Raw genomic sequence first — 18499 nt, 5'->3', positions numbered from 1 at the left:
AGTCTAGGCAGAGCCCGCGCCCGGCCCCGGCACCGCCGCGCGCGTCGGCGGCGGTGCCGGGCGCGTCAGCGGAAGCGCGCCTGCAGGGTCTGCACGTTGGCCACGTAGCGGCGCGTGTCGTCGTACATGCCGCGCGAGCGCACCGAGCCCTGCCCCTGGTAGTAGGAGGCGATGGCGATGTCCGGCGGGTTGCTGGCCACCAGCGTGCGCAGGATGACCACCCCGGCCTTGGCGTTGTCGCGCGGGTCGAACAGGTCGATCTCCTCGCCCAGCAGGTCCGAGGCCCACTCCCCGGAGGAGGGGATGACCTGCATGGCGCCGATGGCGTTGGCGTGCGAGACGACGCCCATGTTGAAGCCGGACTCCTGGTAGCCGATCGCCAGCGCCAGCGAGGGGTCCACGCCCAGGCGCACGGCGGTGGCGCGGATGATCTCGCGCATCTCGTCGCGCCCGGGCAGGTCGGCGCGCGCCAGGCGGGCGCGGTTGGCCTCCACGGCCGCGGCCAGCGAACCGGCCTGCACCGGGGCCGCCGGGGCGGCGGGCGTCGCCTGCGGCGCCGGCGCCAGCTGCAGCTCCTGGCCCTCGACGATGAAGCCGGTGCGGTCCAGGCCGTTGAGCTCGACGAGGGTGGCCACGGTGGTGCCCGTGCGCGCGGCGATGCCCGAGAGGGTGTCGCCGGCGCGCACGGTGTAGGTGGCGCTCTCGGCGCGCGGGGCGCGCGGGGCGCCGGCGCCGCCGGTCAGCTTGAGCACCTGCCCGGCGCGGATGAACCCGCGCGCGTCCAGGCCGTTGGCCTCGCGCAGCGCGGCCACGGTGGTGCCGCGGGCCGCGGCGATGCCCGAGAGGGTGTCGCCGGGCACGACGGTGTGCTCCGCGGGCGCCTCGGGGGCCGGCGCCGGGGCGGGCGCCTCGGTGCCGGGCGCCGGCACCCGCAGGCGCTGGCCCTCCACGATGCGCGCCGCGGCGCCCAGCTCGTTGGCCCGCACGATGGCGCGCACGGTGCTGCCGGTGCGCGCGGCGATGCCGCTGACCGTGTCGCCGCGGCGCACGGTGACGACCTGCTCGCCGTCCACGGCGGCGTCGGCGTGCGCGGCGGTGGAGGGCGCCGCGGCGGCGGCACCGGCGGGCACGACCGCGGTGGGGCCCGCCGCACCGACGAGGGCGGCGGCGGCCAGCCAGCGGCTGCGCCTGCGCGGCTCCTCGGGGGTGTTCGGGTCGTCGCCGTGCTCGGCCATGCGGGGGTCCCTCCCGTAGGTCGTACCGGTGCTGGTGCCGGTGGGCCGGCCGGGCTCGCAACCTACCCGAGCGCGGCGGGCGCACCGCCCCCCACGATGGATCACCGCGGGCCCGGTGTGTGGGACGTGCCGCTCGTGTCGTGTCGCCGGGAGGTGGCACGCTGGGCGCGTGGCAGCACCGCTGAGAGCAGACATCGCCCGTGAGCACGGCGACGGGCTGGACGCCCTGGTCCCCGAGTGGCTCACCGTCCCCGACGCCGCGGAGGTGGCCGGCGTGGACCTGCGCACCGTCCGCCGCTGGCTGCAGGAGCGCGAGCTGATCGCCCTGCGCCGCGGCGAGCGCTCGGTCGCCTCGATCCCCGCCGCGTTCGTCACCCCCGAGGGCCCGCTGAACCACCTGCGCGGCACCCTGTCGGTGCTCATGGACTCCGGCTACGGCGACGCGGAGAGCGTGCGCTGGCTGTTCACCCCCGACGAGACCCTGCCGGGCACGCCGATCGACGCGCTGCGCGCCAACCGCAAGACCGAGGTGCGCCGCCGGGCGCAGGCGCTGTCCTTCTGACCCGCCCGACCGGCTGACCCGCCCGCCCCGACCGGCCGGCCCCTGCCGGGGCCGGCCGGCTCAGGCGCTGCGCCAGCGCGCCTCGCGGTGGCGGGCCAGGCGGGCGCGGCCCAGGCCGGGCAGCGCCACCGCCAGCCGGCGCGGCAGCCCCACGCGCACCCGCCGGCCGAGCACGTCGTGGTCGACGGCCTCGACCGCGCCGAGGATGCCGCCGTAGAGCTCGTAGGCGGTGCGCAGGCAGTCGCGGCTGGTGGGGTGCACCATCGCGATGCCCGGCTCGGCCTGCGCGTACAGCTCGCGGGTGCGCGCCACCTCGAAGGCCAGCAGCTCGCGCACCGCCGGCGGGGTGGTGCCGGCGCGGCGCCCGGCGAGCAGGTCCTCGCGGGTGACCCCGAAGGCGTCGAGGTCCTCCTGCGGCAGGTACACCCGCCCGCGGTCGAGGTCCTCGCCGACGTCGCGGATGAAGTTGGACAGCTGGAACGCCTCGCCGAGCGCGCGCGCCGGCGCCTCCGCGCCCGGGACCACCGGCTCCAGCACCGGCAGCATCTGCAGGCCGATGACGGCCGCGGAGCCGTACACGTACCGGCGCAGGTCCTCGTAGGTGGCGTAGCCGGTCTCGGTGATGTCCATGCGCATCGAGGTCAGGAACGCCTCGACGTGCTCGCGCGGGATGTCCCAGCGGCGCATGGTGGCGGCCATCGCCCGCCCCACCGGGTCCGCGGGCCCCTCGGGACCCCCCGAGCCCAGCGCCTCCAGGAAGGCGTCGGACCAGTCCACCAGGGCGGCGGGGTCGGGGTCGGTGAGGGAGTCGACGAACTCGTCGGCGTAGCGGGCGAAGCCGTACAGGGCCCACACGTACGGCCGCTTGGCCGGCGGCAGCAGCAGCGTGGCCAGGTAGTACGTCTTGCCGTGCTCGGCGTGCAGCAGCCGGCACCCCTCGAAGGCGGCGCGCAGCTCCGGCTCGCGCAGCGCCGGGTCGGTGCGCGCGGCCTCGTCCAGCGCGCGGGCGCTGCTGCGCGGCAGCGCCCCGCCCGGCGCGCTCAGCGCCACGCCCGCGAGCGGTACCCGGGCACGGGCCCGGTGACGCGCTCGGCGGCCAGCCGGCCCGAGACGAGCACCATCGGCACCCCCACCCCGGGCTGGGTGCCCGAGCCGGTGAACACGACGTTCTCGCCCCACAGGTTGCTCGGGCGGAACGGGCCGGTCTGCCGGAAGGCGTGCGAGGACGCGAACGGCGCGCCCGCGGCCATGCCCTGCCGCTCCCAGTCGGCCGGGGTGATGACGTCCTCGGCCTCCACGGCGTCGGAGAAGCCGGGGTAGCCGCGCTCGGCGAGCACGCCCATGACGTGCTCGCGGTAGCGCGGGGCCAGGCGGTCCCAGTCGATCGGGGAGCTGCCCGCCGCCAGCGACGGGGTGGGGAAGAGCACGTAGTACACGTGCTTGCCCGCCGGCGCCAGGCCCGGGTCGGAGACGGTGGGGCGCGAGACGAGGATCGACGGGTCGCTCATGAGCCGGCCGTCGAGCAGCTCGGCGAACACCTCCTCCCACGCCGCGCCGAAGTGGATGGAGTGGTGCACCGGGTCGGGGTAGTCCGCGCTGGAGCCGACGTGCATGAGGTAGCACGAGGGCGAGTACGTCAGGTGCCGCACCCGCCACGGGTCGGTGCCCAGCAGGTCGCGGTGCGCCACCGGCAGGTCGGGGTTGAGCACCACCGCGTCGGCGGCGAAGCGGCGCCCGTCGGTGGTCAGCACCCCGGTGGCCCGGCGGCCGGTGCGCTCCACGCTCGCCACCTCGGTGCCGTAGTGGAACTGCACCCCGTGCTTCTCCGCCGCGGCCGCCATCGCCGTGGGGATCGCGTGCATGCCCCCCTCGGGGAAGAACACCCCCGCGACGGTGTCCATGTACGCGATCACCGAGTACAGCGCCAGCGCGTCGAAGGGGGACAGGCCCGCGTACAGCGCCTGGAAGGAGAACATGCGCTGCGTGCGCGGGTCCTTGAGGTACTTGGCCACCTCGGGGGCCATCTTCTTGAACCCGCCGGCGGCCAGCAGGCGCACCAGGTTCGGCTTGAGCAGGTCCAGCGGGGTGTCGATGTTGGAGTCGATGAAGTCGCGGATCTCGTAGCGGTACAGGTCGCCCACGTGCGCCACGAAGCGGCGGTAGCCGTCGGCCTCCGCGCCGCCGCACAGCTCGGAGATCGCCTGCGCGGTGCGCTCGACCTCCGCGGAGACCTCCAGGCGCGAGCCGTCGGCGAACGTGCCCCGGTACAGCGGGTCCACCGGCCGCAGCTGCAGCCAGTCCTCCACGCGCTCGCCCAGCGCGTCGAAGCAGTCGGCGATGAGGTCGGGCATCGTCAGCACCGACGGGCCGGTGTCGAAGCGGTACTGCCCGCCGGGCACGTCCTTGACGGACAGCCCCGCGCGCCCGCCGGGCACGTCCTCGCGCTCGAGCACGGTGACCTCGCGCCCGGCCGCGGCCAGGCGCATCGCCGCCGACAGCCCCGCCAGCCCCGCGCCGACCACGACGACGCGGTCGGTGGGCCCCTCCACCCGCCGGGTGCGCCCCGGCAGCCAGTCCAGCGCCCGCGTCAACCCGCTCATCAGGACCTCCTGCTCGTGGCGGCGACGACCAGCTCGTGCAGCGCGGCGCGCGCCGGCTCCGTCAGGTCGGCCGCGTCCAGCGCCTCGCAGGCGGTGTCGACCTGCTCGGCGATCATCCCCTCCACGCCGTCCAGCGCGCCGGTGCCCGTGAGCACCTCGCGCAGCGCCTCCACGCCCGCGGCGTCCAGCGCCGGGTCGCCCAGGTGGCGCGAGACCAGCGCGGCCTGGGCGGGGGAGGCGGCCCGCAGCGCCAGGGCCACCAGCACGGTGCGCTTGCCCTCGCGCAGGTCGTCGCCGGCGGGCTTGCCGGTCTCGGCCGGGTCGCCGAAGACGCCCAGCACGTCGTCGCGCAGCTGGAAGGCCTCGCCCAGCGCCAGCCCGAAGCGGGACAGGTCCGCCAGCAGCGGCTGCGGCGCCCCCGCCAGCGTCGCGCCCAGCAGCAGCGGGTGCTCCACGGAGTACTTCGCGCTCTTGAAGCGCACCACCCGGCGGGCGCGCTCGACCGCCCCGGCCGGGCCCAGCCGCTCGGAGCACGCCTGCTCCAGCATGTCCAGGTACTGCCCGCCCATGAGCTGGGTGCGCATCGTCTCGAAGACGCGCCGGCCGCGGCGCAGCGCCTCGGCGCCCAGCGGCGCGCGCTCGTACAGCTCGTCGCTCCAGGCCAGGCACAGGTCGCCGGCCAGCACGGCGCCGGCCAGCCCGAAGCGCTCGGCGCTGCCGGCCCAGCCGTCGTCGGCGTGCAGCGCGGCGAACCAGCGGTGCGCCGCCGGGCGCCCGCGGCGGGTGTCGGAGTCGTCCATCACGTCGTCGTGCAGCAGGGCGGCGGCCTGGAAGAGCTCCAGGGCCGCCGCGGCGGTCACGATGCCCTCCTCGGAGCGGCCGGTCAGCGCGCCGTCGGCGCCGCGGTAGCCCCAGTAGCAGAACGCCGGGCGCAGCCGCTTGCCGCCGTCCAGCAGCGTGGTCACCGCCCGCAGCAGCGGCTCGCAGTCCTCGCCCAGCTCGCCCAGCACCGCGCGCTGGTCCTCCAGGAAGGCGGCGAGCACCTCCTCCACCCGCTCGCGCACCCCGAGCGCGGCGGCGCGCCGCGAGGGGTCGGGGACCGTCGTGGGCGCGGTGGGGGGCGGCGGCACAGGGGCACTCTAGGCAGCCCGCGCAGCGCGCGGCGACCGGGTGCGCACAACCGCTCCCGGCCTACGGTGATCCCCGTGCCCACCGAGCGCGCCCGTCAAACGCGCGGACCGGCCGTGCCCGGCCGCGCGGAGTACCTGCGCCGCTGGTCGCTGCTGCACGGCGGCGCCCCGGCCACCGGGCTGGTGCGCGCCTGGCTCTCCGGCGTGCACGTGCTGGCCGTGCCGCTGGCGGCCGCGCGGGTGCCCCCGGCGGCGGTGACGGTGGCCGGCACGGCGCTGGCGGCCGCGGCGGCCTGGCTGGCGCTGGCCGCCGGTCCCGGTGGCGCGGCCGCCACGGCGGTGGCGCTGGCCGTGGCCGCCGGCGGGGTGCTGGACAACCTCGACGGGGCGGTGGCCGTGCTGCGCGGGCGCACCAGCGACCGCGGGGCGCTGCTGGACGCGTGCTGCGACCGCGTCGGCGACGCCGCGTGCGCGCTGGTGCTGCTCGGCTGCGGGGCGCCGGCCTGGCTGGCGGCGCTGGCCGGCGCCCTGGCGCAGCTGCAGGAGTACGTGCGCGCCCGCGCCCAGGGCCTGGGCGTGGCGGACGTGGGGGTCGTCAGCGTCGCCGAGCGCCCGGTGCGCATCGCCGTGGCGGCCGGGTGCGCGGCGGCCACGGCCATCGCGCCGGGGCAGGCGCCGTGGGCGCTGCTGGGCGCGGGCGCCTGGAGCGCCCTGGGCGCCGTCGGGCTCGTGCAGGTCGCGGTGGCCCTGGGCCGCCGGCTCTGAGCGCGCGCTCAGGCGGGGCCGACGAGGTCGGCCACGATGCGCGCCGACAGCCCCACCAGCGGCAGGCCCCCGCCGGGGTGCGCGCTGCCGCCGACGAGGAAGAGCCCGGGCACCGGCGAGCGGTTCGCCGGGCGCAGGAACGCCGAGCGCGCCCCGTCGCTGGAGGTGCCGTAGATGGCGCCGCCGTCGCTGCGGGTGCGCCGCTCCAGCTCCGCCGGGGTGCGCACCTCCCGCCAGCGCAGCCGCCCGCGCACGTCCAGCCCGCGCCGGGCCATCGTGGCCAGCACGTGGTCGGCGTAGCGCTCCACCAGCGCCGCGTCCGTCCAGTCCGTGCCGCCCGGGGCGCGCGCGCCGGGGTCGTGCACGGGCGCGTTGACGAGCACGAACCACGCCTCGGTGTCCGGCGAGGGGCGCAGCGCCGGGTCGTCGGGGGCGCTGACGTACACCGTGGGGTCGGCCACCGGCCGGCCGGCGGCCAGGTCGGCGAACTCCGCGTCGTAGTCGTGCGGGAAGAGCACGGTGTGGTGCCGCAGCCCCGGGGTGCGCCCGTCCAGCGCCAGCAGCAGCACGAACCCCGAGGAGGAGCGCCGCCGCGGCGACGGGCGCAGCCGCGGGCGCGGCAGCAGGTCGCGGTACAGGTGCGCGGCGTCCACCGCCGAGACCACCACGTCCGCGCGCAGCTCCTCCCCGCCGGCCAGGCGCACCCCCGCCGCGCGCCCGCCGGACTCCAGCACCGCCTCCACGGCCGCCCCCGTGCGCACCACCACCCCGCGCTCGCGGGCCCGGTCGGCCACCGCCTCCGCCAGCAGCCGCAGCCCGCCGCGCACGTACCAGGCGCCGAAGGTCTGCTCGACGTAGGGCACCGTGGCCAGCGCCGCCGGCGCCTTCGCCGGGTGCGAGCCGGAGTAGGTGGCGTAGCGGTCCAGCAGCACCCGCAGGCGCGGGTCGCGCAGGTGGCGCCGGCCCAGGGAGCGCAGCGAGGACCACGGGGCCACCGCGCGCACGTCCGAGGCGCTGCGCGCCAGGCGCAGCAGCGTGCGCGGGCCCTCCAGCGGCGACTCCAGGAACGGCTCGCGCGCCACGTCCCACACCGCGCCGGCGCGCCGCAGGAACGCCGTCCACTGCTCGCCGGCGCCCGCGCCCAGCGCCGCGTCCAGCGCGGCGGCCACCCGCGGCAGCCCGCCGCCGGGCAGGTCCACCTCGGTGCCGTCGCCGAAGCGATAGTGCGCCACCGGGTCCAGCGCCACCACGTCCAGCACCGACTCGATCGGGGCGCCGGTCGTGAGGAAGAGGTCGCGCTGCACCGCCGGCAGCGTCAGCAGCGACGGGCCGGTGTCGAAGGAGAAGCCGTCGCGGCTGAACCAGCCCAGCTTGCCGCCGACCTCCTGCGCCTGCTCGCACAGCACGACGTCGTGGCCCAGCGCCGCCAGCCGCGCCGCCGCCGACAGCCCGCCCAGCCCGGCGCCGACCACCACCACGCGGCTCACCGCGGCACCCCGCTCACGGCAGCACCCGCCCCTTCCACGCCAGCCGCCCGCGGCGGTGCCGCGCCCAGGAGTCCGCCAGCAGCCCGATCAGCAGCACCACCGACGCCGGGTGCCCCAGCGCGTCCGGCAGGGAGCGCCCCCCGGTGCGCTCGGCGGCCGCGTAGCGGCCCACGACCGCCGCGACGTAGCCGGCGGCCCCGGCCCGCGAGCCGCCCAGCGCCGCCAGCGGCGGCAGCACGTACGCCACCGCCAGCCCCGCGGAGACCGCCACCGCCGAGGCGGGGGAGCCGAACGCCGACCACAGCGACTTCGCGTACCCCTCGCGCAGCGCCGGCCAGCCGTCGTACATCCGGCAGGTCGCCAGCGCGGTGCCGTCGGCGACGCCGCCGCGCCCGCCGGAGGCCTTCACCGCGCGCAGCAGCGCGATGTCGTCGAGCACCTGCCCGCGCACCGCCGCGTGCCCGCCGGCGCGCCGGTACGCCGCGGCGTCGACGAGCAGCAGCTGGCCGTTGGCCGCCGACAGCGACGGGCGCGGGGAGACCTCCGCCGCGCGCAGCGGCAGCGTCGTCAGCCACGACCACTGCAGCAGCGGCTGCACCAGCCGCTCGCTCCAGGTGTGCGCCAGCTGCCGCGGGTACGGCGAGAGCAGGTCCAGGCCGGTGCCGCGCAGCAGCTCCACCCCGGCCGCCAGCGCGTGCGGGGCCAGCACCACGTCGGCGTCGACGAACACCAGCACCGAGCCGGTGGCCGCCGCGGCCAGCTGCGCGCAGGCGTGCGGCTTGCCCAGCCAGCCCGGCGGCGGGCCGTCCCCGCGCAGCAGCCGCACGCGCGGGTCGGCCGCGGCCACCGCCGCCACCACCTCGGCGGTGCGGTCGCGCGAGGCGTCGTCGAGGACGAGCACCTCCACGTCGGCCACGCCCACCTGGTCCAGCAGCGAGGCCAGGCAGGCGCCCGCGCGCTCCTCCTCGTCGCGCACCGGCACCAGCACGCTGACGCGCTCGGCCACCGGCGCCGGCTCCGGCGAGGGGGTGCGCAGCGCCCGGGCGTTGAGCAGGGAGTGGGCGGTCAGGGCGCCGGCCGCGGCCGAGCCGGCCCACGTCAGGGCGCGCAGCGCCCGGCGCACCGGGCCGCGCCGGCCGTGCCGCCCCGCGTGCCCCCTCACGCGCCGCGCCTCAGCGAGCGCAGGTAGGGCCCCACCGTCAGGCCCATGGCCACCCCGCCCCACGCGGCGGCGGCCGGGCGGCGGAAGAAGGCGGCGTTGGCCAGCGTCGAGCCCAGCCACGTCCAGCCCAGCAGCCAGGCGGGCACCGCCTGCGGCACCTCGCGCTGGCGCTCCTCGGGCAGCGCGGCGTGCAGGGCGGCGCAGATGGCGGTGGCGGTCAGCAGCCAGCCGGCGTAGTTGCTCAGCGGCACGCCCGGCAGGCCCGGCAGGTGCGGGTGCGGCACCTCGAACTCCCAGTGCCCGGCCGCGGTCATCTGCGCGTCCAGGAAGAGGTCCCAGCTGGCCAGCGTCCACGCCGCCGCGCCGACGACCGCGGCGTGGTGCCCGCGCCCGCGCGGGGCCAGCCGGCGGCCCAGCTGCACCGAGGGCCAGGCCAGCATCGTCCAGGCCAGCGGCACCACGACCGGCACCTGCAGCACCTGCGGGCCCAGCGTGCCCGCGTAGCGGTAGCGCCCGAACGGCCGGCCGGTGCGGGTGCCCACGGCCTCGGCGAGCAGGCCCAGCCCGCCGGCCACCACCAGCGCCGTCGCCCCGCCGCGCGCGCCGCCGCGCCGGGCCGCGTCGGCGAGCGCGGCGGCGCAGAACGCGCCGACCGAGCCGATGGTCGCGCGGCGCAGCGCCTCGCCGCGCAGCAGCGGGTGCGCCACCTGCGTCAGGACCGCCGCGGCGGTGAGCGCGCCGGCGACGGCCGGCGCGGGTCGGGAGAGCACCGCGCCACTCTAGGGAGGGGCGCGGACGCCGGCGCCCGCGGGAGGGGCGCGCTCAGGGGCCCGCGGTGCCCGGTGCGGCGAGCACCGCGGCCGTCGCCGCCACGAGCGCGACCGCGACGGCCAGGCCCCACGACCAGCCCAGCACCCGGCCGGTGCGCCAGGCTCGGCGGTGCAGCCGCGCGGCGCGCCCGCGGCCCGTGCCGCCCGGCGCCACCCGCTCCGGGTGCGGGCCCCACCACCACAGCGCGACCAGCGCCCGCGCGGCGCCGCGGGCGAGCAGGCCCAGCAGCGCGACGGGGGAGGTCTCCACACCTCCAGCGTGGCCACCGGCCGGCGCTCGCGGTACCGCGTGCGCCCCACCGCCACCCGGACGGCTCAGGGGGTGCGTCCGTCCAGGGTGCCGGTGACCGAGCGCACCGCGAAGCGGGCGAACAGCTCCTCGGCGTACCAGCCCTCCGGGCCGGTGCGGTCCATGACGTCCACGTGCGCCGGGCGCCGGTGCGCGAACCCGCGCAGCGCCGCCGTGGAGGCCCACAGGGAGAAGGTGCCCTGGTGCAGCAGCGGCGACTCCCCGACGCCCAGCGCGCAGCGCAGCCCCGGCACCCGCTGCAGGTCCGCGGCCACCGGCGGCACCGAGCGCCGGAACGAGCGCGCCCGCAGGGTGCGCAGCCGCGCGCGGGTGATCGAGGCGACCGGGCCGTCGTGCGCCCGCGCCCCGCGCAGGTCCTCCGGCCCGAACGGCGCGCGCCCGCCCCAGCGCCCCCGGCTGGTCAGCGGCGCCATCTCCACCCGCAGCCGCTCGCGCGAGAGCCGCCGCCAGGCACGCACCGTGGGCGAGGACTCGAAGGCGGCCGCGTCCTCGGGGCGCGACCACGCCACCAGCACCGCCCAGCGCAGCGGGTCCGCGTCGCGCGCGGTGAAGGTGCGCCCGTCGCCGGTGCCCAGCAGCTTCGCGAAGCGCGCCCCGGGGGTGCGCGCCAGCAGCGGGCGGTCCAGGGCCATGCGCGCCAGCGCCGCCGGCACCGCGCGCGGGGCCACGCCCCACACGTCCAGGGTGACCAGGGCCGGGCGCTGCTCGGGTCGCGGCTCGCTCACCCCGCGACGCTACGCGCCGGTCCCGCCGGTCCGCCCGCGGGCCCGCCCGCCGGTCCGCCCGTCCCGCCGGCCCGTCCCGCCGCGCGCTCGGCGGCGGCCACGTGCTCGCGCACGAGCGCCGCCACGTCGGCGGGGCGGTCCCAGGCGGGCACGTGCCCGCAGCGCTCCCACTCCAGCCACCGCGCGCCCGGCGGCGCGCACGAGCGCAGCAGGTGCGAGGGCGGCAGCACCCGGTCGCGCCGGCCGGTCACCACCACCACCGGCACCCGCACGTCCGCGCCGCGGGTGAACGCCCCCGAGGCCATGCCCGCGTCGGCGGCCGCGTACCCGGCGGCGGCGGCCACCGACATCACCGCCTCGCGCGCCAGCTCGGCCGGCAGCGCGCGCGGGGCGGCGCTGGTGGCCGCGAAGGCCAGCGCGCGGCCCCAGGCGGTGGGCAGCGGGTCCACCGGCAGGTGGGGGGCGGCGCGCGCGTACCAGCGGGCGAAGCGCTGGCCGGTGGGCAGCAGGGGCGGGCGCCGCCGCGGGCGCGCCCACAGGCCCGCGGGGGCCAGCGCCACGACGCCGGCGACGGCCGGTGCGCCGGTGCGCCCCGCGCCGTCGGCGGCGGCCGCCTCCAGGCACACCCAGCCGCCCAGCGAGTGCCCCACCAGGTGCACGGGGCGCCCGGTGGCCGCGCGCAGCCGCTGCGCCGCGCGGTGCAGGCGCCGGCCGAGGGCGGGCGGGTGCATGGCGGTGGGGTCGCCGTCCTCCAGCGGCGGGCTGGCGCCGTGGCCGGGCAGGTCGACGACCAGCACGCGGTGCCCCCCGGCCAGGTGCGGCAGCACCAGCGACCACGTGCTCGCCCCGGCGCCGAGCCCGTGCACCAGCAGCACCTGGGGGTCGTGCGGCCCGGCCCCCGCCACCTCCTGGACGGCCAGGCCCTCCAGGAGCGCGCTCACCCCGTCTCGACCGGGTGGGCGCAGGCCATCCTCAGCAGCTCGTCGTAGCGGGTGGGGAACAGCGCGCGCGGGTGGCCCGCCGGCACCCACACCACGCGGTGCAGGGCGAGCGTGACGTCGACGTAGGTGGGCAGCGGCTCGGCCAGCCCGAGCGGGGAGGCCGACCCCAGCACCGAGCCGGTGCGGCGCACCGACTCCGCCTCACCGGCCTCCTCCAGCCCGGGCAGGCCCAGCACCGCGGCCAGCAGCGGCGCGCACAGGTCGTGGGCCGAGGAGGCGAGCACGAGCAACGGGTGCCCGTCGGGGGCGCGCAGCAGGGTGCTGCGGGCCACGGCCCCGGCCGGCACCCCCAGGTGCAGGGCGACCCGGGCGGGGCCGCGCACGTCCGCCGGCAGGAGCACGACCCGCCCGGTGGCGCCCAGGTCGGCCAGCGCGCGCGAGGTGGCGGCCACCGCCGGGTGCCCGTGCCCGTCGCGCCCGTCGCGCCCGCCCGCCGCGGCGGGCCCGAGTGCAGCCGGCTCGAGCGGCGCCGCGCCGGCCGGCGCCGCGGTGGGGGGCGTGAGCGGGCCGACGGGCGGGGCCGCGACGGCGGGCGCGGCCCCCGCCGCCTCCGGGAGCGCGTCGAGGAGGCCCTGCGCGGCGGTGCCCTCGCCGGTGGTCCCCCTCATGCCCCCCCACGGTAGGCCGGTCGCGGCGGCGCGTCGCGGCGAACGCCGGGGACCGTCGGGGGAGCAGCGGGCGCCCCGCGCCGGGGGCCTGTGGACGGCTCCTCGAGGCGTTGACGCCGGGTGGCGGGGGTGGTGTAGCTTCGAAGAGCGTTCGAACCGGTGTTCGAACGACGTGGCCGCTCGGCGGCGCGGTCCGGGGAGGAGGGGAAGCTCCCGCGGCCCGCGCCCCGGGCGCGCCGCGACGGGCCGCTTCCCCCGGCTCGCCCGCCGCGGACAGCCCGCGGCGCCGGCTGGAGCGGAGGGAGTCAGCGGTGCGACGGTTCTCGGACGAGGTGCACGTGCGGTGCGGCGTCCTGCAGGGCGCCCCCGGCGCCCCGGTGCAGTTCGTCTGGCGCGGCCGGCTCTACCTGGTGCACGCGGTGCTGGCGCAGTGGCGCGAGCGCAGCGCCTGGTGGGAGCAGCCCGCGGTGGCCGCGGTGCACGGCGAGGAGGCGCCCGCGCCGGCGGCGCGGGTGCCGGGCGCCGGCGCCGGGGGGCAGCGGCGCGTGCTGTCGCTGGGCGAGCTGGAGCGCGAGGTCTTCCGCGTCGAGGCCGCCGTGGGCCGCACCCGGCCGGGCGTGTACGACCTGGCGCACCCCGTCGCGGCCGGCACCGCCGCGCACGCGCCGGGCACTGCCGGGGCCCCCGTGTCGGAGGCGGCTGGTACCCAGGAGGGTGACGACGCGTGGCGCCTGCTGCGCGTCAGCGACTGACGTCCGGACACCACCGGAGAGGCGAACCGCGATGACCACCCCGAGGGCATCTTCCCCCGGTGGCGCCCCCGAGGGCACCACCGACCGCCCCCGACCCCTGAACACCGCCGCCCTGGACCTGCTCGAGCGTTGCGAGGCGGAGCTGCGCGCCGCAGCCGCCGCGAGCGAGCCCGCCGACCGCTACGTCCACGCCCACCTCTCGGCCCTGCGCGCCGGCGCCGCGCTCGTCGCCGTGCACGGCAGGCCCACCGCCCCGCGGCGCAGCCAGCCGCGCAGCGTGTGGGAGATGCTGCCACGCCTGGACCCCGCCCTGGAAGCCTGGTCCCGGCGCTTCTCCTCCACCGCCCCCGTGCGCGCGCGCGTGGAGGCCGGCCGCACCGACGTCGTCGACGCCGCCGCCGCCGAGACCCTGCTGGCCGACGCGGTGGAGTTCCACCGCGTCGTCGAGGCACTGCTCGGCCTGAGCAGGCTGCACCCGCTGGCCAGCTGAACCCCCCGGCGCGCCGACCGGCCGCCGGTCCCGACCCACCGCTGCTCCGTCCTTCCCCGCGGGCGCACCACCCGCAGGAGGACGTCCTTGCCGCCCGCCCCGCCCACCCGCACGTCCACGTCCGCGTCCGCCCCGGCGTTCACGCACCTGCACGTCGCCTCGAGCTGCTCGCTGCGCCACGGCGTCTCCAGCCCCGCCGAGCTGGTGGCCCGCGCCGCGGACCTGGGCATGGGCTCCCTGGCCCTGACCGACCGCGACGCGCTGCACGGCGCGGTGCGGTTCGTGCGCGCCTGCGCCGGGGCCGGCCTGGCGCCCGTGCTCGGCGTGGACCTGGCCACCGCGCCCACCGGGCTGCTCGCCGGCCTGCCCGCCTGGGCCGACCCCGCCGCTCCCGCCGCTCCCCGCGGGCCTGGCGGTCCCGCCGGCACCCGCACCGCGGGCGGCGCCCGCTCGCCGGTGCGCGGCGGGGCCGCCGTCGACCCGAGGTGGCCGCGCGCCACCGCCCTCGCGCTGGGCGCCGCGCCCGGGCTGACCGCCGGCGAGGGGTGGGCCGCGCTGTGCGCGCTGGTCAGCGCCGCCCACCGCGCCGGCGGGCGCGGGCACCCCGTCGCCGCCGTCGAGGCGTTCTCCCGGCACGCCGCCGCCGGGGGCGCCGCGGCGCTGGCGGTGCTGCTGGGCCCGTCCTCCGAGGTGGGTCGCGCCGTGCTGGCCCACCGCGAGGACGTCGCCCGCGCGGTGCTGCGCCGCTGGCGCGACGCGCTGCCCGAGGACTGCCTGCACGTCGAGGTCGTCTGCCACCACTGCGCGCCCGGCACCCCCGGCAGCGTCGAGCACGCCGCGCGGCTGCTGGCGCTGGCGCGCGCCGAGGGGGTGCCCGCCGTGCTCACCGCGGCCGTGCGCCACGCCACCCCCGACGGCGCGGTCACCGCCGACCTGCTCGACGCCGTGCGCCGCCTCGTGCCGCTGGGCACCCGCCACCTGGACCGCAGCACCGCGCAGGGCCACCTCGTCGACGCCGCGGGCATGGCCCGCACCGCCGCCCTCGTCGCCCGCGCGGCCGCCGGCGCCGGCGGGGCCGCGGCGCTGGCCGGCGAGCTGCTCGGCGCCACCGCGCACCTGGCCGCGCGCGCCCGCCTGGACCCCGCGGCCGACCTGGGCACCGGCCGGGCCCACCTGCCCGACGCCGCCGCGCTGCGGCTGCCGCCCGGCGCGCACCCGGACGCGGTGCTGCGCGCGCGCTGCGCGGCGGGCGTGGGCCGCTGCTACCCGGGCGCCGGCGAGCGGCGGCTGGCCGCGGTGCACCGCCGCCTGGAGGAGGAGCTGGACGTCGTCGCGCGCGTCGGCTTCGCCGGCTACTTCCTCACCGTCGCCGACGTGTGCGACCTCACCCGCGCCCTGGGGGTGCGCGTGGCCGCCCGCGGCTCCGGCGCCGGCAGCCTCGTCAACCACCTGCTGGGCATCTCCGGCGTGGAGCCCCTCGAGCACGGCCTGCTCATGGAGCGCTTCCTCAACACCCGCCGCCGGCAGCTGCCCGACATCGACCTCGACGTGGAGTCCGCCCGCCGCGAGGAGGTGTGCTCGGCGGTGCTGGCGCGCTTCGGCGCCGAGCGCGTCACCGGCCTGTCCAGCGTGGCCACCTACCGGGTGCGCCACGCCGTGCGGGCCGTGGGCGCCGCGCTGGGCCTGCCGCCGGCGGAGGTCGACGCCCTGGCCACCGCCTTCCCGCACGTGCGGGCCCGCGAGGCGCGCGCGGCGCTGGCCGAGCTGCCCGAGCTGCGCGGCAGCGCCCTGGGCGCCGGGCGCCTCGACGCCTTCTTCGACCTCGTCGCCCGCCTGGACGGCCTGCCGCGGCAGGTGGCGATGCACCCGTGCGCGCTGGTGCTCTCCGGCCGCGGGCTGCTGCGGCGCACCCCGGTGGGCACCAGCCGCGGCGGCTTCCCGGTCAGCCACTTCGACAAGGACGACGTCGAGGAGATGGGGCTGCTCAAGCTGGACGTCCTCGGGGTGCGGCTGCAGTCGGCGATGGCCCACGCGGTGCGCGAGGTCGCCCGCGTGGAGGGCGAGGAGCTCGACCTCGACGACCGCGCGCAAGTGCCGCTGGACGACCCGGCCACCTTCCGGCTCGTGCGCTCCACGCGCACGCTGGGCTGCTTCCAGATCGAGTCCCCGGGCCAGCGCGAGCTGATCGGCCGCTTCGGGCCGGAGACGTTCGCCGACCTCGTCGTCGACATCTCCCTCTTCCGCCCCGGCCCGGTGCAGTCGGACATGGTCACCCCGTTCCTGCGGGCGCGGCAGGGCTGGGCGCCGGCGGACGTGCTCGACGAGCGGCTGCGCCCGGTGCTGGCCGAGACGCACGGCGTCGTCGTCTTCCACGAGCAGGTCATCGAGGTGCTGCGCGTGACCACCGGCGCCGACCGGGCGCTGGCCGACGAGCACCGCCGGCGCCTGGGCACCCGCGAGGGGCAGCGCGAGCTCGAGCCGTGGTTCCGCGAGCGCGCCGCCGAGCACGGCTTCGCCCCGGCGGTCGTCGAGCGCGTCTGGGGGGTGCTGCGCGCCTTCGGCTCCTTCGGCTTCTGCAAGGCCCACGCGGCGGCCTTCGCGCTGCCCACCTACCAGTCGGCGTGGCTGAAGACCCACCACCCCGCCGCGTTCCTGGCCGGCGTGCTCACCCACGACCCGGGCATGTACCCCAAGCGGCTGCTGCTCGACGAGGCGCGCCGCCTGGGCGTGCGGGTGCTCGGCCTGGACGTCAACGCCTCCGGCGACACCTACCGCGTCGAGCGGGTGCCGAGCCCGGACGCGCCCGCCGCCGAGCGGGGCGGAGGCACGGCGCGCGCGGCGCGCGGCGAGCTGGGCGCGGGGGTGGCCGACGGCACCGGGTACGGCGTGCGGCTGTCGCTGAGCGACGTGGCGGGCGCCTCCGCCGCCGAGGTCGCCCGCCTCGTGGCCGGGCAGCCGTACCGCTCGCTGGCCGACGTCTGGCAGCGCGCGCGCCCCTCGCGGCCGCTGGCCGAGCGCCTGGTGCTGGCCGGTGCGCTGGACGCCGTGCACGGCACGGGCACCACCGGCACGGCCCGCCGCGGCCGCGCCACCCGCCGGGACCTGCTGCTGCAGGTGGCCGAGCTGGAGCGCCGCGACCGCGGGGCCCGCCGCGGCCCGCGGCCCGCGCCCCGCGCACCCCTGCGCGACGGCCCCGGCGGCCCCCGCGACCCCGGGGTGCAGCTGGCGCTGGACCTGGGCGACGCCCCGGAGGAGCCGGTGCCCGGCGGGCTGGCGGAGGTCGGCGCCGCCGAGCGGGTGCGCGCCGAGCTGGAGGTGCTGGGCCTGGACGCCAGCGCCCACGTCGTCACCGCCTACGTGCCGCTGCTGCGCGCGCTGGGCGTCACCCCCGCCCGCGACCTGCTGCACCGCCGCAACGGCTCGCACCTGATGGTGGCCGGGGCCAAAGTCGCCACCCAGACCCCGCCGGTGCGCTCGGGGCGGCGGGTGGTCTTCCTCACCCTCGACGACTCCACCGGCCCGGCCGACGCGGCCTTCTTCGACGACGCGCAGGGGCCGTGGACGGCCACGGTCTTCTCCTCCTGGCTGCTGCTGGTGCGCGGGGTGCTGCGCCGCACCGGCCCGCGCGGGGTCTCGCTGCGCGCCACCGGCGCCTGGGAGCTGACCGGGCTGTGGCGCACCTGGCGGCGCGACGGCGCGGCGGCGGTGCGCGACCTGCTGGACGCCGACCCCGCCGCCGACCCCGCCGCCGACCCCGCCGCCCGCCCCGGCGAGCACCCCGGCGCGCGCGGGCCGGGCCGGGTGCTGGTGCACCCCAGCGGCTTCCTGCAGTCGCCGTACGCGGACCTGCGCCCGCCGGGGGTGGACGTGCGCGACACCCGCTCCGCCGCCCGCGGCGCCGGTCCGGGGGCGAGCGCCGGTGCCGCGCCGCGCCGGCTGTGGGGCGCCAGCCCGGGCAGCCCGGGGTGGTGAGCCGGCGCGCGCCCCGGGTGGCGCCGCGGCCGCGGGCGCGGCGGTGTCTAGGGTGGGGCCCGTCCGCGAGCGGTGGGAGGAACGGGTGGCGAAGGAACGGGGCCGTCCAGCCGCGTCGACGGTCCTGTGGGACGGCGTGCAGCAGCTGCTCGCCGACGCGCACGGCGCCGGCGGTGCAGACGGGCCGCTGTCGGTGGTCGACGTCGGCGGCGGCACCGGCGGCCTGGCCGTGCGGGTGGCCGCGCTGGGCCACCGCGTCGTCGTCGTCGACCCCTCCCCGGACGCCCTCGCGGCGCTGCAGCGGCGCACCGCCGAGGCGGGCCTGTCCGAGCGGGTGCGCGCCGTGCAGGGGGACGCGACGGAGCTGGCCGCGCTGCTGCCGGCCGGCGGCGCCGACGTCCTGCTGTGCCACGGCGTGCTCGAGGTCGTCGACGACCCCGCCGCCGCGCTGCGCGCGGCGCACGCGGTCCTGCGCCCGGGCGGGCGCCTCAGCGTGCTGGTGGCGCAGTGGCCCGCCACGGTGCTGGCCCGCGTGCTGGCCGGTCAGCTGCCGCAGGCGCTGCACGCCCTGTCCGACGCGGAGCACCGCTGGAGCGGCACCGACCCGCTGCGCCGGCGCTTCGACCGCGCCTCGGCGGCGCGGCTGGCCGAGGCGGCCGGCTTCACCGTCACCGCCGTGGAGGGCACCCGCACCTTCAGCGACCTCGTGCCCGCCGCGTGCGCGGAGGCCGAGGGCCACGCCGGGCTGCTGCGCGAGCTGGAGGCGCTCGCGGCCCGCTCCCCGGAGCTGCAGGCCCTGGCCGGGCACCTGCACCTGCACGCCCTGCGCTGAGGCCCGGCGCGCGGGCGCCGCGCGCGGCGCCCGCGCGC

17 protein-coding genes are annotated in these 18499 nt (G+C 79.6%); 6 read left to right on the top strand and 11 right to left on the bottom strand.

From position 1 onward, the window contains the following. Nucleotides 1–65: 65 nt before the first annotated feature. On the bottom strand, nucleotides 66–1235 hold the full coding sequence (locus tag ACRYMN_RS06480; RefSeq protein ID WP_432493188.1) for a lytic transglycosylase: 1170 nt from the start codon (nucleotides 1233–1235) through the stop codon (nucleotides 66–68). Between the two features lie 169 nt (nucleotides 1236–1404). On the opposite strand from ACRYMN_RS06480, the gene ACRYMN_RS06475 reads away from it, so the two are divergent. Further along, a complete protein-coding gene (locus ACRYMN_RS06475; protein WP_432493186.1) occupies nucleotides 1405–1797 on the top strand; it encodes an Rv2175c family DNA-binding protein in 393 nt (130 codons plus the stop codon). 60 nt (nucleotides 1798–1857) lie between these two features. Here ACRYMN_RS06475 and ACRYMN_RS06470 read toward each other — a convergent pair whose 3' ends face one another. From ACRYMN_RS06470 to ACRYMN_RS06460, 3 genes are read right to left on the bottom strand one after another with little or no spacing between them, the layout of a single operon-like run. Continuing rightward, nucleotides 1858–2847: a phytoene/squalene synthase family protein gene (locus tag ACRYMN_RS06470; RefSeq protein WP_432493184.1), complete on the bottom strand. Its 990-nt coding sequence runs from the start codon at nucleotides 2845–2847 to the stop codon at nucleotides 1858–1860. Next, nucleotides 2838–4397, bottom strand: a complete 1560-nt coding sequence (gene crtI, locus ACRYMN_RS06465; RefSeq protein ID WP_432493182.1) for a phytoene desaturase family protein — start codon at nucleotides 4395–4397, stop codon at nucleotides 2838–2840. Before crtI ends, ACRYMN_RS06470 begins: the two co-directional genes overlap by 10 nt. Further along, nucleotides 4397–5527: a polyprenyl synthetase family protein gene (locus ACRYMN_RS06460; RefSeq protein WP_432493180.1), complete on the bottom strand. Its 1131-nt coding sequence runs from the start codon at nucleotides 5525–5527 to the stop codon at nucleotides 4397–4399. Before ACRYMN_RS06460 ends, crtI begins: the two co-directional genes overlap by 1 nt. 75 nt (nucleotides 5528–5602) lie before the next feature. On the opposite strand from ACRYMN_RS06460, the gene ACRYMN_RS06455 reads away from it, so the two are divergent. Further along, nucleotides 5603–6292: a CDP-alcohol phosphatidyltransferase family protein gene (locus ACRYMN_RS06455; protein ID WP_432493178.1), complete on the top strand. Its 690-nt coding sequence runs from the start codon at nucleotides 5603–5605 to the stop codon at nucleotides 6290–6292. An 8-nt stretch (nucleotides 6293–6300) separates the two neighbouring features. Here the strand turns inward: ACRYMN_RS06455 and ACRYMN_RS06450 are convergent, their stop codons facing one another. The 7 genes from ACRYMN_RS06450 to ACRYMN_RS06420 form a co-directional block, all read right to left on the bottom strand. Next, complete coding sequence (locus ACRYMN_RS06450; protein WP_432493176.1) at nucleotides 6301–7779, bottom strand: phytoene desaturase family protein; 1479 nt, start codon at nucleotides 7777–7779, stop codon at nucleotides 6301–6303. A 13-nt stretch (nucleotides 7780–7792) separates the two neighbouring features. Then, nucleotides 7793–8941, bottom strand: a complete 1149-nt coding sequence (locus ACRYMN_RS06445; protein ID WP_432493174.1) for a glycosyltransferase family 2 protein — start codon at nucleotides 8939–8941, stop codon at nucleotides 7793–7795. Then, a complete protein-coding gene (locus ACRYMN_RS06440; protein WP_432493172.1) occupies nucleotides 8938–9711 on the bottom strand; it encodes a carotenoid biosynthesis protein in 774 nt (257 codons plus the stop codon). The genes ACRYMN_RS06445 and ACRYMN_RS06440 overlap by 4 nt, the downstream gene beginning before the upstream one ends. Before the next feature lie 52 nt (nucleotides 9712–9763). Beyond that, nucleotides 9764–10021 carry a hypothetical protein gene (locus ACRYMN_RS06435; protein ID WP_432493170.1) on the bottom strand — a complete coding sequence of 86 codons (258 nt, stop codon included), beginning with the start codon at nucleotides 10019–10021 and terminating at the stop codon, nucleotides 9764–9766. A gap of 65 nt (nucleotides 10022–10086) precedes the next feature. Next, nucleotides 10087–10806, bottom strand: coding sequence for a monooxygenase (locus tag ACRYMN_RS06430; RefSeq protein WP_432493168.1), 720 nt, complete (start codon nucleotides 10804–10806; stop codon nucleotides 10087–10089). Continuing rightward, a complete protein-coding gene (locus tag ACRYMN_RS06425; RefSeq protein WP_432493166.1) occupies nucleotides 10803–11747 on the bottom strand; it encodes an alpha/beta fold hydrolase in 945 nt (314 codons plus the stop codon). The genes ACRYMN_RS06430 and ACRYMN_RS06425 overlap by 4 nt, the downstream gene beginning before the upstream one ends. Then, nucleotides 11744–12415, bottom strand: coding sequence for an aminoacyl-tRNA deacylase (locus ACRYMN_RS06420; protein WP_432493164.1), 672 nt, complete (start codon nucleotides 12413–12415; stop codon nucleotides 11744–11746). Before ACRYMN_RS06420 ends, ACRYMN_RS06425 begins: the two co-directional genes overlap by 4 nt. A gap of 311 nt (nucleotides 12416–12726) precedes the next feature. Here ACRYMN_RS06420 and ACRYMN_RS06415 point away from each other — a divergent pair, with 311 nt between their 5' ends. The 4 genes from ACRYMN_RS06415 to ACRYMN_RS06400 all read left to right on the top strand — a co-directional run bounded on the left by ACRYMN_RS06415 (nucleotide 12727) and on the right by ACRYMN_RS06400 (nucleotide 18461). Further along, nucleotides 12727–13167 carry a DUF6504 family protein gene (locus ACRYMN_RS06415; protein ID WP_432493162.1) on the top strand — a complete coding sequence of 147 codons (441 nt, stop codon included), beginning with the start codon at nucleotides 12727–12729 and terminating at the stop codon, nucleotides 13165–13167. A gap of 31 nt (nucleotides 13168–13198) precedes the next feature. Next, the gene (locus ACRYMN_RS06410; protein WP_432493160.1) at nucleotides 13199–13657 is read left to right on the top strand and encodes an SAV_6107 family HEPN domain-containing protein; all 459 of its coding nucleotides are present in this window, start codon (nucleotides 13199–13201) and stop codon (nucleotides 13655–13657) included. A gap of 87 nt (nucleotides 13658–13744) precedes the next feature. Then, nucleotides 13745–17629 carry a PHP domain-containing protein gene (locus tag ACRYMN_RS06405; protein WP_432493158.1) on the top strand — a complete coding sequence of 1295 codons (3885 nt, stop codon included), beginning with the start codon at nucleotides 13745–13747 and terminating at the stop codon, nucleotides 17627–17629. Between the two features lie 85 nt (nucleotides 17630–17714). Beyond that, nucleotides 17715–18461: a methyltransferase domain-containing protein gene (locus ACRYMN_RS06400; RefSeq protein ID WP_432493156.1), complete on the top strand. Its 747-nt coding sequence runs from the start codon at nucleotides 17715–17717 to the stop codon at nucleotides 18459–18461. Nucleotides 18462–18499: the final 38 nt, after the last annotated feature.

The sequence above is a fragment of the Kineococcus gypseus genome (assembly GCF_050871305.1).
Lineage (GTDB): Bacteria > Actinomycetota > Actinomycetes > Actinomycetales > Kineococcaceae > Kineococcus > Kineococcus gypseus.
The sequence above is the reverse complement of the archived record's forward strand: the minus strand, read 5'-3'. Positions and strand labels throughout refer to the sequence as shown.